This is a genomic window from Xanthomonas sp. WHRI 1810A (assembly GCF_040202885.1).
In the GTDB taxonomy this organism is placed as follows: domain Bacteria; phylum Pseudomonadota; class Gammaproteobacteria; order Pseudomonadales; family Pseudomonadaceae; genus Aquipseudomonas.
Genome location: NZ_JBEGED010000002.1, coordinates 481,311 through 498,825 on the forward strand (window position 1 = coordinate 481,311; position 17,515 = coordinate 498,825).

General features: G+C 59.7%; 11 protein-coding genes. 6 read left to right on the forward strand and 5 right to left on the reverse strand.

Going from position 1 to position 17,515, the window contains the following annotated elements; genetic code table 11:
* The first annotated feature begins 248 nt into the window (after window positions 1–248).
* The 4 genes from ABQX22_RS05475 (at window position 249) to ABQX22_RS05490 (ending at window position 7,763) form a co-directional block, all read left to right on the forward strand.
* Window positions 249–1,838, forward strand: coding sequence for an ABC transporter substrate-binding protein (locus ABQX22_RS05475; protein WP_349797282.1), 1,590 nt, complete (start codon window positions 249–251; stop codon window positions 1,836–1,838).
* 48 nt (window positions 1,839–1,886) lie between these two features.
* A complete protein-coding gene (locus ABQX22_RS05480; RefSeq protein WP_349797284.1) occupies window positions 1,887–3,119 on the forward strand; it encodes an SfnB family sulfur acquisition oxidoreductase in 1,233 nt (410 codons plus the stop codon).
* A gap of 258 nt (window positions 3,120–3,377) precedes the next feature.
* The gene (locus ABQX22_RS05485) at window positions 3,378–5,921 is read left to right on the forward strand and encodes a TonB-dependent receptor plug domain-containing protein (protein WP_349797286.1); all 2,544 of its coding nucleotides are present in this window, start codon (window positions 3,378–3,380) and stop codon (window positions 5,919–5,921) included.
* 249 nt (window positions 5,922–6,170) lie between these two features.
* Window positions 6,171–7,763 (forward strand): ABC transporter substrate-binding protein, encoded by a 1,593-nt coding sequence (locus ABQX22_RS05490; RefSeq protein ID WP_349797288.1) that lies wholly within the window; start codon window positions 6,171–6,173, stop codon window positions 7,761–7,763.
* Here ABQX22_RS05490 and ABQX22_RS05495 read toward each other — a convergent pair.
* From ABQX22_RS05495 to ABQX22_RS05515, 5 genes are all read right to left on the reverse strand, one after another.
* The gene (locus tag ABQX22_RS05495; RefSeq protein WP_349797290.1) at window positions 7,760–8,944 is read right to left on the reverse strand and encodes a JmjC domain-containing protein; all 1,185 of its coding nucleotides are present in this window, start codon (window positions 8,942–8,944) and stop codon (window positions 7,760–7,762) included. The two genes, ABQX22_RS05490 and ABQX22_RS05495, sit on opposite strands and share 4 nt — an antisense overlap.
* Window positions 8,937–9,998 (reverse strand): LLM class flavin-dependent oxidoreductase, encoded by a 1,062-nt coding sequence (locus ABQX22_RS05500; RefSeq protein ID WP_349797292.1) that lies wholly within the window; start codon window positions 9,996–9,998, stop codon window positions 8,937–8,939. The genes ABQX22_RS05495 and ABQX22_RS05500 overlap by 8 nt, the downstream gene beginning before the upstream one ends.
* Window positions 9,999–10,168: 170 nt before the next feature.
* Window positions 10,169–11,335 (reverse strand): LLM class flavin-dependent oxidoreductase, encoded by a 1,167-nt coding sequence (locus ABQX22_RS05505; RefSeq protein ID WP_349797294.1) that lies wholly within the window; start codon window positions 11,333–11,335, stop codon window positions 10,169–10,171.
* Between the two features lie 86 nt (window positions 11,336–11,421).
* The gene (locus ABQX22_RS05510) at window positions 11,422–13,959 is read right to left on the reverse strand and encodes a TonB-dependent receptor plug domain-containing protein (RefSeq protein WP_349797296.1); all 2,538 of its coding nucleotides are present in this window, start codon (window positions 13,957–13,959) and stop codon (window positions 11,422–11,424) included.
* 185 nt (window positions 13,960–14,144) lie between these two features.
* Complete coding sequence (locus ABQX22_RS05515; RefSeq protein ID WP_349797298.1) at window positions 14,145–15,323, reverse strand: acyl-CoA dehydrogenase family protein; 1,179 nt, start codon at window positions 15,321–15,323, stop codon at window positions 14,145–14,147.
* A 339-nt stretch (window positions 15,324–15,662) separates the two neighbouring features.
* On the opposite strand from ABQX22_RS05515, the gene ABQX22_RS05520 reads away from it, so the two are divergent.
* Entirely contained in the window at window positions 15,663–16,652 is a 990-nt protein-coding gene (locus tag ABQX22_RS05520) for an ABC transporter permease (RefSeq protein WP_349797300.1), read from the forward strand.
* Window positions 16,649–17,500, forward strand: coding sequence for an ABC transporter permease (locus tag ABQX22_RS05525; protein ID WP_349797303.1), 852 nt, complete (start codon window positions 16,649–16,651; stop codon window positions 17,498–17,500). Before ABQX22_RS05520 ends, ABQX22_RS05525 begins: the two co-directional genes overlap by 4 nt.
* Window positions 17,501–17,515: the final 15 nt, after the last annotated feature.

The window sequence follows — 17,515 nt, forward strand, 5'->3', positions numbered from 1 at the left end:
GGATTTCAATAAGCCGAACACCAGCAAAAAAGTTCTAAACTTATTATCGCTTCAGGTATTGAGACTGCACTTAACGTTATAAGACCGTACTTGAATAACGCTGAAACTATCCGTTAGGCTCGCTATTCTGTTCTGACGCCCAACAGAACATCGCCCGACCCCTCCTTTTTATTAAACGCCGCGTCGGTTCTAACCCTGGAACTGAATAGCCGTGCGCTTCTTACTAATCGTTTTACCAAAGGTGCAGCATGTCGTTAACCAGAAGGACGTTTATCAAGGACTCGATGATCCTCGCGGCCGGTATGGGAATGTCGGGGCATGTGTCTGGGGTGTTCGCTGCTGTCGACGGCGGACAGACGCTGGTGGTGTCGCAATACCCTGAACCCACTGTCCTGACCAACGCACTGACCACTGACGGGACCATTTACACCGTGACCAGCAAGCTGTTCGACGGCCTGCTGTCCTACGATGCGCAGCGCCAGCCCGTACCGCGACTGGCCACCGACTGGCAGGTCAGCACCGATGGCCTGGTCTACACCTTCAACCTGCGACAAGGGGTGAAATGGCACGACGGCCAGCCCTTCGGTGCCGAGGACGTGGCGTTTTCTTTGCAAAATATCTGGCGCAAATTCAACTCCCGGGGCATCACTACGTTTGCTCCGGTGAGCAAGGTCGAAACGCCGACGCCACTGCAGGTGGTCCTGACGCTATCGAAGCCTGCACCCTATCTGCTCAGCGCGCTGTCATCGACCGACGCACAAGTCTTGCCCAAACACCTTTACGACAGCGGCAACCCGCTGGCCAACCCCAACAACATCAAACCCATCGGCACCGGCCCGTTCAAGTTCGAGCGCTGGGACCGTGGCGTATCGATCAATCTGGTGAAAAACGAAGACTACTGGGACACCGGCAAACCGCATCTGGACGCGCTGATCTTCCGCATCATTCCCGACCTGACGGCGGCATCGGCGGCACTGGAAACCCAAGCCGTGCAACTGGCGTCGGTGGCACTGAGCAACGTCAAGCGCCTGCGCGGGGTGCCGCAGTTGCAGGTCAGCGAAATCAGCGCGCCCTACTCACCCGGCCTGGTGGGCTTCGAATTCAATCTGGAAAAGCCGGTGTTCCGGGACGTGCGGGTGCGTCAGGCGTTTGCCTACGCCGTGGACCGCGATTTCATCGTCAAAAATATCTACTTCGGTTTTGCCCAGCCAGCGTTCAGCGCGATCCCCGCCAGCATGAGCGACTTCTACGACGACAGTGTGCCGCGTTACCCCTTCGACCTGGCCAAAGCCGAAGCCCTGCTTGAAGAAGCAGGCCTGAAGAAAGGCGCCGACGGCATACGCCTGACCGTGTTCAACGACCCCAACCCAGCCAATGAAACCCAGCAGATCGCCCATTACCTTCGCAGCAATCTGGCGAAGATTGGAGTCAAGCTGGTGATTCGCTCCCAGGACTTCCCCGAGTACGTCAATCGCGTCTACACCCGCCGCGACTTCGACACCACGCTGATCAGCGCCACCGCCGGGCCCGATCCGGTGATGGGCACGCAACGGTTTTATCACTCCTCGAACTTCAAACCCGGTATCGCGTTCTCCAACGGCGCGCGTTATGCCAACCCCAGGGTCGATCAATTACTCGATCTGGGCCAGGCCGAACTGGACCCAATCAAACGCAAAGCCTGGTACGGCGAATTTCAGCAGATCGTGCTCACCGACCTGCCGAAGATCCCGCTCGTATCCCCCACCGTGGTGGTGGTCACGCAGAAGCAATTGAAAGATTTTTTCAACTCATCAGAAGCGCTGTACGGCAATTTCGCCGACGCGAGTTATCAGGCTTGAATGATCCGCGGCTGAACCGTCGATGCTCCCAAGGAACAGGACTCACCCATGACCGATACCGGATTTGCCGCACCACGCTTTATATCCTCCGAACCGCAGCACCGACCGGTTGTTGCACCGACAACGGCGGCGCACGTGATTGTCAGTGAGAATGAGGCGGTGGAAATCGCCCAGCGTTTGGCTGCGCAGTTCAGAACCACTGCGCAGGTGCGCGACGTCGAGCGCCATTTGCCGTGGCAGGAACTGGAAGACTGCGCGCGCAGCGGCTTGCTGGCAATCCGCGTACCGCGTGCCTATGGCGGCGTTGAAGTCTCGTACCTGACATTGACCAAAGTGGTGGCGATCATCGGTGAGGCCGACGCCTCCATTGGCCAGTTGCTACTGAGCATTATCCTGGCGTGCAGCGTGATCGAAGCGGTGGGCCGCGAAGAACAGAAGCAGCTGTTCTTTGGCAAGATTCTCCAGGGCTATCGCTGGGGCAATGGCCATGCGGAGGGCGGCAGCCTGCCGGCGGGCACTACGCGCACGCAGATCACTCGCGAAGGCGATCACTACCGGGTCAATGGCTCGAAGGCGTATTCCACAGGGGCGCTGTTTTCGCAGCTGATTTCCATCGGTTGTGTGGACGAGGATGGTCTGTCGAAAACCGCCGTGCTGGACCGTTATGCCCCTGGCCTGACCATCATCGATGACTGGGATGGTTTCGGTCAGCGCACCACTGCCAGCGGCACACTGCTGCTGGACAACGTACGCGTCGAGCACAGCCATGTACTGAACACCGAACTGGGTAAAAACCAGGGCAATACCTACGGTATTCCTGACCTTTTTCACAGCGCGCTGGACCTGGGCATCGCCCGCGCTGCGTTTGCCGACACCCTCAGTTACGTCCGCGAGCATGCCAGGCCATATGCGCGTACTGGCGTGAGCGATGTGGCTCAGGACCCGTATGTGCTGGAAATCATCGGTGACCTGCACACCCGGATTCATGCTGGAGAAGCCGTGCTGGAACGAGCGGCGGCATTGTTTGATCAGGTCACGGCCGCGCAAGGACCGGGGCCGTCAGCGAAGGTGTCCTCGGCATTGGCGGCGGCAAAAATCCTCACCACCGAAGCCGCGTTGCTGGCCAGCAACAAACTGTTCCAACTTGGGGGCGCCAGCTCCACGCGCCTTGAATACGGCTTCGACCGCCACTGGCGCAATGCCCGTACTCACACCGTTCACGACCCAGTGGCGTGGAAATTCAACCTGATCGGCAAATACCATTTGCTTGGGCAGGACTAAAAAACGCGTTTCTGCTGGAGCGAGGCTTGCCCGTGAAGTTGGCTCTGCGGTTTGTCTGAAACACCGCGATCGCAGCCTCGCGTTGCTCGTCAGCTCCTACAGGTAGCGTGGCACATCAACAAGGAGACACCCACCCGAAAAAACACTCGAAGCGGCACATACGAACACCACTCCCATTTGCCAGGCTCAAACCAGCCAGCGTCCAACCACTACTGCACACACAGCCCAGAATGCAGAGGCAATACCAGGCACGCACACATGTCTTCACTCCAGTCCAGACGACACACCCTAGGCGTTGTATTTTCCATGGGCGCGGTCAGCCTTGCGCCGATCGACAGCGTAAAAGCCGAAACCGATTACGAAAAAGAACGACTTGAAACCGTGGTCGTCACCGGCTCCAGGGTCGAGACCACCGCGCTCAAAGCTCTGGCTCCAGTGCAACTGATCAAAGGCGACGCGTTGCGCGCCACCGGTGCCAGCGATCTGCGCCGGGCCCTGTCTCAGGTCGCGCCGTCTTATACCAACATCAACAGCAACGGTGGCGCCCTGTCCAAGAACGTCGGCGGCTCTTCCCTGCGCGGCCTTTCAGGCAATCAGGTGTTGGTGCTGGTCAACGGCAAGCGGCGGCACGGCACCTCGATGATCAACAACAGCGGCGGCGCAACCCTGGGTTCTTCCGCAGCTGATCTGGGCCTGATTCCGATCTCGGCGGTTGAACGGGTTGAAGTGCTCACCGACGGGGCCGCTGCCCAATACGGTTCCGACGCGATTGCCGGGGTGATCAACGTGATCCTCAAGTCAGCCTCCTCAGGCGGCTCGGCGGATGTGTCCTATGGCGAGTACAACCACGATGTATCCAAGGTCGGCAACCTCGGCGATGCCGGTGCCACCTACACCGGCGGATTGAACTCAGGGTTTGCGCTGGGGGAAAACGGCGGGTTTGCCAACCTCAGCCTGTCGTACCTGAAAACCGGCGACAGCCATACCGTCGGGCCGTGGAAGCAACCGACCCAATCGATCTGGCAAATCTACGCCGCCCCCGGCGATCCCCGTGAGGCCACCGCCGATCGCAACGTGCCGGAAAACTACGAAGTCGTGCCGATTCAGGAAAGCACCAGCTTTGCCTATAACCTTGGCCTGCCGCTCAATGACAACCTTTCGCTGTACTCCTTCGCGACCTATAGCCCGCGCACATCGGAAGCCAAGGGCTCGTTCCGCTCCGAGACCAACGCCACCGCCAACATCGTCACCACGCCCGGCGGTTACAGCTCGCGATTGCAGACCAAGGAAGACGACCTGCAACTGAACCTGGGCATCAAGGCCGAGGACATTCTGGGCTGGAGTTGGGATGCGGGACTGAGCTACGGCCAGAACCGCGCGGACATCAATATCCTCAACACCACCAACCCCTCTTTCGGCGCGCTGTTGCCATTGCAGAACATGCACGCCGGGGACCTGAAGTTTTCGGAGAGCATTCTCTCGCTGACCGGACAGCGCGCGTTCGACACCGGGTTGTTCGTCTCGCCGCTGAACGTGACCGTCGGCACCGAGTATCGCTATGACAGCCTGGAACTGGGCGCCGGTGAGTATTACTCCTATGCCGGTGGAGGCTATCGCTACCCCAACGATTACCCGGCAGTGAATTTGCGCGGCAGATTGGCCGGGGCGGGTTCGGCGTTCCTTACCGGTTTCAGCCCGCAGTTCGAGTTCGACGAGTCGCGCCACAACACCGCGTACTACATCGATCTGGCGCAGAAGATCACCGCCAAGTGGGACACCGGTCTGGCGGTGCGCTATGAGGATTATTCGGACTTCGGTTCGGCGGTGGCTGGCAAGTTTTCCAACCGTTACCAGTTCAATGACCAGGTCGCGGTGCGCGGCACGTTGAGCAACGGATTCCGCGCGCCGTCCCTTGCCGAGCAGAACTACCAGAGCGCGACGGTGCAGCCGGTCAACGACCCGATCACCAACACGTCTTACATTTCCTATTACTACGACACGCTGCGCCCGGACTCTCCTGCCGCCCAGGCATTGGGCGCGAAGAAACTCAAGCCGGAAAAATCCACCAACGTCAGCTTCGGCCTGGTGTTCACGCCCACCGACCGACTTTCGGCGTCGGTGGACGTTTACCAGATCGACATCCGTGACCGGATCTTTCTCACCGGCGCCTTCAACGGCTTCAACAACGCGGCGGTGGCGCAAGCGCTGACCAACGCGGGGCTGACCAGCCAACAGCAGGTGCGTTACTTCACCAACTTTGGCGATACCCAGACGCGAGGTATCGAATTCAAGGCCGACTACGACGCCGATTACGATCAGTTCGGCAGGGCGCACTGGGGGCTGTCGTATGCGCGCAACAAGAACAAGGTGAAAAGCGTCGACGACCCTGCGGTGCTGACCAATGCAGGGCTGAGTTTGCTGGATCGCGAGCGCATCACCTTGCTGGAACAGGCGCTGCCGCAGAACATCGTGCGTGCTTCGCTGGACTGGCAACTGGGCAAGTTCGAGGTGCAGTTGACCGAGCATTACTACTCCAAGACCCGCGCCGTGAACAACGTGCTCAACAGCGCGCAAGACTCGACCACCAGTGACTCGTTCATTACCGATGCCAGCCTCAGTTATCTGGTGACCGACAACGTGAAAGCGACCCTTGGGGCCAACAACCTGTTCAACAAACGGGCGCCGGATCAGCCTGACACCCTCGCCTCCACCATCAACCACGAAGACCCTTACGCCAACCGCAACACGCCGTACGGTATTGGCGGCGGCTTCTATTACGCACGGGTGAGCTACGACTGGTAAGTGCTGTTAGCGACGGTCAACGGGTTTCTGTGGAGCGAGGCTTGCCCGCGAAGTCCATAGCACGGTGTATCAGGTAAACCGCGTTTCCAGCTTCGCGGGCAAGCCTCGCTCCAACCGGATTTGCGTTAGGTCGGGTGCAACTGAGGCGTCTTGATTTGGGGCCGCTCCGCGCCTGAGACGAGAAACACAGCTGCTACGCCCGTCGGGCAGAAACGTCATGACTAACGATGAAATAAGGAATCAATCCACATGGTGACGCGACGTACATTTCTCGGCTATTCGCTGGCTTCCACCGCTGCGGTCGGTTTGCTCGGACAGCGCCTGGCTTTCGCTGACAGCGCAGGCGGCACATTGATCATTGCGCAAAACCCTGAACCCACGGTGTTGACGACCGGCCTGACCACGGCGCCGGCAACTCAGCTAATTTCGCCGAAGATTTTCGATGGCCTGCTCTACCTCAGCCCCACCAACGGCCCGCAGCCCCAGCTCGCCGAAAGCTGGAGTTTCAGCCCCGATGGCTTGCAGGTCACCTTCAAGCTGCGCCCCGGCGTGCTCTGGCACGACGGCAAGCCGTTCACTTCAGCGGACGTCGCTTTCTCGGTCATGGAGGTATGGAAAAAATATAGCTCCCGGGGCCGCTCGGCGTTCCCCAACGTGCAAAGCGTCGACACCCCGGACCCGCTCACCGCCGTCTGGAACCTGTCCAAACCAACCCCCTATTTGCTGAGTGCGCTCAACGCCCGCGACTCGCAAGTGCTGCCCAAACATCTTTACGCTGGCACCGACATTCTCAACAATCCGGCCAACACCGCACCCATCGGCACCGGACCGTTTCGGGTCAAGGAATGGGTGCGCGGCAACTACCTGACCCTGGAGCGCAATCCCCATTACTGGCAGGTCGGCAAACCGCTGCTGGATCAGGTGATCTATCGCTTCATCGCTGACCCGTCTTCGGTATCGGCCGCGCTGGAAACCGGCGCCGTGCAGGTGGCCTACGCCGACACCCTGTCCAACAGCGAAATCAAACGCCTGAAAACCAACCCGGCACTGACTGTTTACGACCGTTTGAACACCTACGGCGGCACCGGCATCATGGCGCTGGAATTCAACCTGCAACGGCCGGAATTCCAGGATATTCGCGTCCGTCAGGCCTTCGCCCACGCCATCGACAAGGAGTTCATTCTGAAAAATATCCTGCTGGGGCAAGGCACCACCGCTGACTCGCCGATCCCGAAGAATTTCCCGCAGTTCTACAGCGCCGATGTGCCGCAATACCCCTTCGATCTGAAACGTGCCGAAGCGCTGCTGGAAGCAGCCGGCCTGACAAAGGACAAGGACGGCATTCGCTTGCGCATCAGGAATGACCCCAGTCCTTCAGCGATGTATCAACAGACCGCGAACTTCCTGCGCAGCACCTTTGCCAAGATCGGCATCAAGCTGGAGATCCGCAATCAGGATTACGCGCAGTTCATCGACCGTGTTTACGGCCGTTATGACTTCGATACCAACCTGTCCCCCGCCTCCACCGCGCCGGACCCAGCCATCGGCCTGCAGCGTTTTTACTGGTCCAAAAACATCCAGTCAGGCGTTGCGTATTCCAACGCCACCCACTATTCCAGCGCCGAAGTCGATGGTTTGCTGGAGCAGGCACAGGTCGACAACGACCCGAAACGCCGCTGGGATCTCTATCACCAGGTGCAGACCAAAGTGCTGGAGGACCTGCCGCGCATCCCGATCATCTCAAGCGAAGACGCATTGCTGGCGCGCAGCACCGTGCTCAACCTGACGGACTCCACCGGCGGCGGCTTCATTGGCAATTTGTCTGAAGTGCGCCTGGCCTAACGCGGCACCAATGCCCTGAGCGCGTGGGCCTTGATCAGGAGGTCCAGCAACTGCCGCAGATCGCGACCGGCGATCTGTGGCAACCCGTCACTGAGGCTGCGCAGATTGAACGCGGTTTGTCGTTGCTGCAGCCAAACGATGGCAGGCCGCAGCGCATACGGGATCTCACTGTCCAAAGTGACGCGCTGGCGCCAGTCCTGATCAAGGGCAGTGACCTGCAATCGCGGTCGCAACAACCCATTTGACGCCTGCGGGCTGTCGGTCCACGTGAGATGCGAGCCAGGCACTCGCAGTAATTCCGACTCCTCGGCCGAAGGCTCTGCGTTCCAGCGCAAAACAGGGGTGACGGCGTTCTCGCTCAATCGCCCTGCCAGCTCCGAGAACAGCGTTTGCACGTCAGCTTTGTCGACGTCGCCATACAGCGGCAGACGCCAGCGCGGATCTCCCATCAGCCACGGCTTTAACCAGCCCAGCAGTGCCTCAGCCACCACGGGCGGGCGGATCACGATACTCAGCGACAGTGATGGCGCCTGAGCCTCGGTTTTATGCCAGGTCCCGCGCGGGAGATACAGCACCGAGCCTGGCTGCATCTCTTGGGTTTCGAAGGTCACGTGCGCAGGATCGGGAAAGCCGTCGCGAGCCTGTTCGTAGAGGTTTTCCACGGCCACCATGTCCGGCCCGAACTGGGCGCCATAGGGCAACGGGATCTCGGTCATGGGCGCGAAGTGAAAGGTCTTTCGCCCCAGCAGCTGGATGGAAATCACTTCTTCGGCGTCGTAGTGACAGGACACGCCGTCGTCACCCGCAGAGGCGAACGCGCTCAGCCTGGCGCTGCCGGCCGCGACCCCGAGTTCACGCTCCAGTTCACGCAGAAAAGCTGGCGCGCCATTGAGGGTGCCAGCCACGTCCTGCAGGAAAACAGTGAGCCCCAATTGCAGCAGGCTGGCGGCGTTGGCATGACTGTCAAAGGTCTGCGGCGAGCGTAAACCACGACCAAACGACAACGGGCCTCGGTAGCGGTCGGCCAAAGACTCAAGGCTGTTCAACAGCGGCTGTTGAAACAGCGCCGGCAGTCGGCTCAACGGCCCATGCTTGACCCGAATCGACGACGGCCACGCTGCGCCTTCGGGTATCAGCCTGCTGACGCCGAACAGTTGATCGATCAGGCTTGCTTCAGGCATGTCTGGCCACAGCGGCGCGCACCAGAGGAATCACGTCACGGCCGAAAATCAGCGTGTCCGGCACCGGATCGAAACCACGAATCAAGAATTTATCGACGCCGATCTTGTGGTATTCGAGCAACGCATCGGCCACCTGCTGCGGGGTGCCGACCAGTGCGGTCGAGTTACCGTGGGCGCCGGTCGCAGCGGCAAATTCGGTCCACAGGCGTTGATCCAGTACCGCGCCTTGGGCTGCGGCGTCGCGCAATCGCTGGGAGCCGACGTTTTCATTCAGCGTCGGCGCCGGTGGATATTTGGCCCTCGCCGCAGCCAACAGCTCGCGGCTGCGGGCCCAGGCGGCCTCTTCGGTGTCAGCCACCAACGGCCGAAACGCCAGCAGGAATTTGATCTGATCCTCGCGTCCGTATCTGGCGGCCGCCCTACGCACGTTGGCGATGGTTTCCGCCGTTTGCGCCAGGGACTCGCCCCACAACGCATACACCTCGGCATGCTGGCCTGCGACCTCGAACGCGGCTGCCGATGAACCGCCGAAGAAGATTGGCACGCCCTCTGGACGCACCGGTTTGACGGTCGACAGCGCGCCTTTCACGCGGTAGTAATCGCCCTGATGATCAAAGGGCTGATCGCTGTGCCAGACCTTTTTCACCACCGTCAGGTACTCAGCGGTGCGCGCATAACGTTCGTCGTGGGCGAGGAAATCACCGTCGCGCTGTTGATCGGCATCGGTGCCGCCGCTGATGACATGCACCGCCAGCCGACCGTCGCTGAACTGATCCAGCGTTGCCAATTGCCGCGCGGCCACGGTCGGGGCGACGAAGCCCGGCCGATGGGCAAGCATCACCCCCAGCCGTTCGGTGTTGTGCAGCACGTAGGCGGCGATCTGGTTGTTGTCCGGCCAGGTCGCGAAACTGCCGATCAGCAAGCGATCAAAACCGTTGGCTTCGGCAATCTGCGCCAGGTTCTTGATATACGCCTTGTCGATGATCGGGCCGCTGGCCCCGATCACCTCGGCACCGCTGCGGCTGCTGGTATGGCCGATGAACTCCAGACTCATGATGTGCTCCTGATGAATAGATGATTGACCATTTTTCAGTGGATCACCGCCGCCGCATCTTCTGTAGAGCCAACTCGTTGGCGAGGCGACTGGAAATGGTCATTCAGCCAAAACCGCCTCGCGAACAAGTTCGCTCCTACAGTTCAGCTGCGCCGCTGTGACCCGTATGATCACACCCTCAAACCCGCTTCCTTGAGCAGCGGCAAGATGCGTTCGCCGAAGTGCTTCAGGTCCACCGCGAAGTCGTGGAAATTCAACTGCACGCCGTCGATCCCTGCCGCTTTGAGCGCCACCAGTTGCTCGACCACCTGCTCCGGGGTGCCGACGATTTCGATGTTGCCGCCCAGCCCCAACCCGGTATTGCGCGAGCCTTCCGCGCGGCCGCGCCAGGCGTGGGCGTCGCTGGCGTACGCCTTGTGGTTGCCGAACGCGCCGGGTACTTTGTTGCCGACGATGCCTTCCAGGTACTCCCGGGTCTCCTGTTCGGTGTCGCGGCTGACGATGATCGGATTGATGATCGTGCGCACTTCACGTCCAAAATGACGGGCGCGGGCCTTGATCTTCTGCACGTGGGCCGGGATGTCTTCCAAGGTTTCGCGAATGCCCGAACCGGATGAATTGGTGATGAAGATCAGGTCGGACTGGCTGGTAGCGAAATCAATGCCCGCCTCGGAACCGGTGGCAGTAACTAGTATCGGTCGGCCATACAACGGCTTGGGCGTGATGAACCCGTCCTTGATTTTCCAGCCGTGCTGCCCCTCGTAGGTGAAATTCTCGTTGCTGCTCCACAACGTGTTCAACACGTCGAACAGCTCACCCGCCAGCTGATAGCGCTGGTCGTGCTCGATTTGCGGACGACCGAACATCTCATGCTCCACAGGCCGGTGCCCGGTAACAATATTGATGCCCCAGCGGCCCTTGGCGATGTGGTCCAGCGTCGCGCCGTATTTGGCGATGTGCAGCGGATGCAGCGGTCCGTACAGCACATGAATGGTCGAGACCAGCATGATGCTTTTGGTGATCGCCGCCATGGCCCCGAGAGCAATGAACGAGTCCAGCGACGCTTCGCCGTCATAACCGCCCTTGGGCAGCCACTGCGTGCGACTGAACGCCAGCTCGAACCCGAGCGCTTCCGCCTGCTGAACGATTTTGGCGTTGTAGTCGAACGTCCAGGTGTTGGACGTCGGGTGATTGGTCAGGCGGATGTCCTGCATGTTGAGAAACACCCCCAGCAACAACGGTTGCTTGAGGGCTTTGCTCAACGGGCTGTCGGCATGATCCAGCGGTGTAGGAAAGGCCGACCGTTCAAACGTTGGGTTGAGTTGTGGCTGAGCCATTTCGGTGTCCTGTTCTGGATCGGTTGAAAGAGCGCGAATGAAAGGCTGAGGCGGCCAGGTCTGGATAGACCCGACCGCCGCCGCGATTACCAGAAGTAGTCGAGTCGCGCGTAGTAATAGCCGCCGTCCACGCCGTAGGGCGAGTACCAGCTGTAGGCCGGGTTATCCACCGGAAACAGGTAATAGGCTTTGGCCTGTTCGGAGAGCTGCTCGGGCCGTTTGTTGAAAATATTCAGGCCGCCAATCGACACTTTCATCTGGTCGCTGACATTGAACCCAACGTCCAGATCGGTGATAAATGCGGGCCGAATCTTCTCGTCGCGGTTTTCGTTGTAGTAGTTCTTGCCAGTCACCGCCGAATAGCGGGTTTCCTTGAGCGTGACCTCGAAGTCATCGATGAACCAGGTGTGCTGCAATGCCGTCTTGTTCTTCGGGAACGCGCTGGTCAGGTTGCCCTGCTTGTCGCGACCGAGCACGCTCACGCCGGTACCCGCCAATGTGTCGGGCTCATTGATGCCACGGATTTCCTGAAGGCTCTGAGTGCTGGTCAGGGTCCACTTGCCCCGACCGTAGGGGCCGTAATCGGTCCGATAATCCCCAACCAGATCGATACCGCGAGTGCGGGTGTCGGCCAGGTTGCCGTAGTAGGAGACTGCCTGGCTGGTGCTCAAACCGGCGGCGGCCAGAAGACTGGCGACATTGGGGTCGTTAAGTCCGCTCAGGGAGCTGGTCTGAAGGATGCGGTCCTTGATGTCGATCTGGTAGAAATCGACCGTCAGGTCCAGATTCTTGGTCGGTGTCGCCACGAAACCGACGCTGTAGTTACGCGACTTTTCGGGCTTGAGTTCCTTGGAGCCCAGCGCCGAGGCGGCCACCGATCCCGGCACGGCGTAATTGGTGACCTGTTGCTGCAGTTGGCCGGTGATCGGGCTTACGCCCCAGGCCGAGGTGCTTGACGAAAAGTGTTGCTGCTGCAGCGAAGGTGCACGGAAGCCATTGTTGATCGCGCCACGCAAGGCGAACTCAGGTGTCAGCTGATAGCGCGTGGACAGCTTGCCGCTGGTCGTGTCGCCCACATCGCTGTAATGCTCGAAGCGCCCGGCCAGGCTTGCTTCCCATTTGTCGGTGAGCTTCTGCGTGAAATCGACGTAACCTGCGGTGTTGCTGCGGTCCCAGCTGCCCTCGGCAGCGGGGCTGAAGCCGCCCCATCCTGCGGAGCCCGAGTTGGGGCGTTTGCCGGCATTCGGGGATCCGACCGGGTACACGTAGCCGCCATCGGCATAGGACTGGAATTCACCTTTGCGGATCTGATAGGTGTCGACCCGGTATTCCACACCTGCTGCGACACGCAGCGGATCGTTGAAAACGCCCGTGTCGAAGCCACGATTGATGTCGAGATTGTTGGTCCATTGGCTGAAAATGGCATCGCCGTTATCGAAATCGGTTTTGCTGGCGGGTCCGAACGAGGCGTTGAGCGAGTCGTCGTTACGCAGGTTGACGTCGTTGCGGCCCCAGTTGGTCGAGGCGTCCCAGTCCCACCCCAGGACGTCCTTGCCCTTGAGGCCGAACGCGCCCTGAAAGTCATCTTCTACCGAGCGAAATTTCGGCTGGAAACCATCGGGATAGATTTCTGGAACGTTCTGCGCCGAGACCGCAGTACGGAATGTGCCAAAGCCTGTGGAATCACGGTGACTGAAGGTCGAGAACGAGTAGAAATCCAGCTCGTCGTTGAGGGGAAGCTCCATGTTGTAAGCGGCGTTATAAGTCTGAACCCGCGGCTGACCCATGGTCTGCCGGTAGCGACTTTCACCGTATTCGCGCGGGTCGTTGCCGGCGTAGATCTTGGTGCGATCGGGCACAGAGCCCGCCGCGTTGCTGGTCTCCTGGATTTTGACGTCGCCGCTCAAGCTGAAGAAACCATCGTTGGGCAGCTCGAAACCCTGATTGAGCGAGGTTTGACCGGTGGCCCCGTAAAACCCTTTGTGCCCTTCCCGCTCGCCGTATTGGCCATAGAGCGCGGTGGCCTGCCCTCCACTTTTGTTGCGTTTGAGGATGATGTTGATCACCCCTGCGATCGCATCGGAACCGTACTGGGCCGCGGCACCGTCTCGCAGCACTTCAATGTGATCGACCGCGCTGATTGGAATCAGGTCCAGGTCTACCGGTGACTGGCCGTTGGAGGTGGCCGAAGACTGGTGAAAAATCTGCGCGGTGTTGTGCCGGCGCTTGCCGTTGACCAGCACCAGCACCGCGTTACCACCCAGCCCACGCAGGGTCGCTGACTTCACGGCGATGCCGCTGGCACCGGTAAAACCCGCGTCGTTGGTGTACGACGGCACTTGCGCGGCCAATGCATCGCGCAAGTTCTGTTTGCCTGAGCGCGCCAGGTCCTCGGCACTGATCACATCGATCGGCGCAAGGCTTTGCGCCACGGTGCGCTTCTCGGCGCGGGACCCGGTGACCACGACAGTTTCCAGGGCATCGTCGCCTTTACCGGACTGGGCGGAGTTGCGGGGGGCACTGGCGTCATCGGCAAACACGGCGGCGCTGCCGCACAGCGTCATGACGCCGATGGACACCATCAGTCCAAGGGGCGAGCGTGGGGTATTCAAACGAGCATTCATGCGACTACCTGCAAAAAATCGATTTATTGCTGGCGTGGTGGACGTTCCTGGCCATCGAACAAGGATTATTAAAAGAGCGGTACCTGGCGGGGTCTTGCGCGTTTATAGTTTTCAGCTGACACGGTGTTGATACGGTGAACCGGTTGAAACATTGAACGGTGTTGCACTTAGACGCCGATCAGGACCTAAAAGACCAGTCCTTCGCGCAAGTGTGTGGTGTTGTCATTCAAGTAGTAGTCACCCACAACGCGGGCTTTGTGCAATAACGGGTTGTGATTGAGCACTGTCCGAATGTTTCTCCAGTGCCGATCAAAATTGTATTTACGTGACGTGGCGGACCCACCGCCCACTTCAAACAACACTTCAGCGGAACGCAGGGCCAGTTTGGCAACCACCACTTGCATTTGCGCATTGCTAATCGATGCATCTATCAACTGTTGATCAAGTGTTGCTGGAGCAACAAACAACGCAACCGAACTTTGATCAAGAATGCGCGCGGTATTGGCAATCAATGCATCCACAGCATAGGTATTAGCGGCTATTTCGCCGACGACTTGTTGCACGAACTGATCGTCGCGGGCGATATCCGCCGGGCTGTGCATAGCGGCCCGGGCCTGTTTGCGCACATAACTGATTGCGTCCTCGCGAATGTTGCGCACTACGCCCGCAGCACAGGCTGCCAGGTGCAACTGGCGCAGGCTTGAGCAATGGCGTCCGACGTCGGCGTTGTGGCTGCGGGTCTTGATCTCGCTGGCGAACACCTCGACGTTGTCGAGCAGCACACCGCCACTGGCCGTCAGGCGCTGCCCCATGCCGTCCCAGTCGTCCAACACATGAATGCCAGCCCTGTCAGCGGGGAGCAGCACTGAAATCAATTTGCCGCTGTCGTCGGTGGCGGAGAAAGACAGAAAGTCTGCGTACGCAGAGCCCGTGGCGTACCATTTCTTGCCGTTGAGACGGTAATTGGCGCCGTCCTGAGTCAGCCTCGTCAGAATCGTCCCCAGCGGCGCCCCCACTTCAGTGTGTGCGCCGGCGAAAAGCTTGCCGTCAAGAATCTTGCTGATGTAATCGCGTTTTTCCGGGCTATCAGGGCTATGGATCACCGCTTCGCTGAAATTGAAGTGTGAGCGCAGCGCGTGTGCAACATTGGGGTCGGCGCTTGCCAGAGTGGCGATCAGCTCAATGTACTGACTGACACCGCCGCCTGGGCCACCCAAATCTCCAGGCACCCGTAACGCGCCAAGCCCGGCAGCGCTGATCAGTTTGAAAGCTGCAAACGGCAGTTCCCGCTCCAGATCACGCCGGGAAGCGTCTTTGGCTATTTCTTCGACCAATTCGGGTACTTTTGCCAGCAAACGCTGCAAACGGTCGGCGGGCGAAGTGTCGAAACGGGTCGAGTCAACATCAATAGAATGATTAAGCGCCACACTAGCCTCATTTAATTAAGCAGGGACAAGCGTTCCACCCACTTTGGTGGCCCCTATAACTTTTCGGAATATGCGAAAATTGTACAGCGCATGTAACAGGTTGGAGGCCGACAGTAATGATCCGACTGCGGCCCGTCAATCTCCGGGCATTGACCAAGGTATATCTTTTTTATCTATGCTTAGATAAGTGCAAAGGCATAACGTTATTACTTTTTCATTCATTGACAAAGGTTATAAGCAAATAGTTAATAGCGCCGCACTTGCCGGGATCATTCAATGAAGATATTGCTGACATTAAGCAACGCCGTCTGGCGCACTTTGCTGCACACCGTGCCGACCATGCTCGGTATTCTGTTGATCAACTTTCTTCTGTTGCAACTGGCCCCCGGCGATGCAGCCGACGTCATGGCTGGCGAATCCGGATCAGCGACCAAAGAAAGTCTCGCCGCACTGCGCTCCCAGTTTGGTCTGGACCAGTCGATCCCCGTGCAACTCTGGCATTACCTGAACAATCTGGCGCACTTGAACCTGGGTTATTCGCCACGCTACGGCTCAACCGTCGAAGCCCTGATCTCCCAGCGTCTGGGTACCACCCTGACCTTGATGCTGCTGGCGCTGTTTTTCTCGCTGGTGCTGGGCATCGCGCTGGGCATGCTCATGGCCCACTGGCACGGGCGCTGGCCCGATCGCGTGCTGTCGGTGTGTTCGCAGTTCTTTTATTCAGTGCCCGGTTTCTGGATCGGCCTGATGCTGATCGTGGTGTTCTCGGTCAAATTGGGCTGGTTGCCCACAGGCGGAGCCGGCACGATCGGCGCAGACCTGCACGGCTGGGCGGGCATCCTCGACACCTTGCGCTACATGGCGCTGCCGGCCAGCTCCCTGGCGCTGATCTACATCGCGATCTACGCGCGGCTAACCCGCGCTTCAATGCTCGAAGCAGGCGCTCAAGACTACGTGCGCACTGCTGCCGCCAAGGGCCTGTCGCCCTGGGTCATCACGTTCAAGCATGTACTGCGCAACGCGCTGTTGCCGATCACCACCATGGCCGGACTACATTTTGGCGGCATGCTGGGGGGCGCGGTAGTGATCGAAACCGTGTTCAGCCTCCCGGGTCTCGGACGCCTGGCCTACGACGCGGTGATGGCGCGTGACTACAACGTGCTGCTGGGCATTCTGTTGATCTCCTCACTGCTGGTGATCATCACCAACGTGCTCGTGGATCTGCTGCAAACCTGGCTTGACCCGCGCATCCGGAGCCCTCGATGAGTTCGCGCCGCAGCCCTGCCTTCAAGCGCTTTGTGCGTAACCCCACCGCAGTGGCCGGGCTGATTTTCCTGATTGCCATCACCGCCCTCGCCGTGTTTGCGCCCCTGCTCTACCCCGGTGATCCGCTGAGTATGGAAGCCGACGCCTTGCTCTGGCCGGGACAAGATTGGCATTACCCACTGGGCACCGACGCGTTGGGCCGCGACGTGATGGCCGGTGTGGTTCACGGCGGGCGCGTGTCGCTCCAGGTAGGGATTCTGGCGAGCCTGTTCGGCGTCGCTCTGGGGTTGAGCATTGGCGCCCTCGCCGGCTATTTCGGTGGCCAGATCGACTACAGCCTGCAGCGCCTGATCGAGATCTTCCAGACCATGCCCAGCTTCGTATTGATGGTGGCGCTGGTCGCGATTGCGCAGCCTTCAGTGCCGACCCTGATTTTCGCCATCGGCATCATTTCCTGGCCCACGGTAGCCCGTCTGGTGCGCGCCGAAGTGCGCTCGATCCGCGAACGCGAGTACATCCTCGCCGCCCGCAGCGTTGGTTACACGCACCTGCGGATCATCGTGCTGGAGGTCCTGCCGAACATTCTGCCGACGCTGATCGTCACCGCTTCGATCATGGTCGCCTCGGCGGTACTGATGGAATCGGCACTGTCGTTCATGGGCCTGGGCGATCCGAATCAGGTGAGTTGGGGCAGCATGATCGGCAGCGGTCGCGAACAGATTCGTACCGCCTGGTACCTCACGGCGATCCCCGGCCTTGCAATCTTTCTCACGGTACTGGCTTTCAACCTGATCGGCGACGGCCTCACCGACGCGTTCAATCCCACTCACGCTCAAGGCCGTAAATGACTTCGGCCCAGCCCT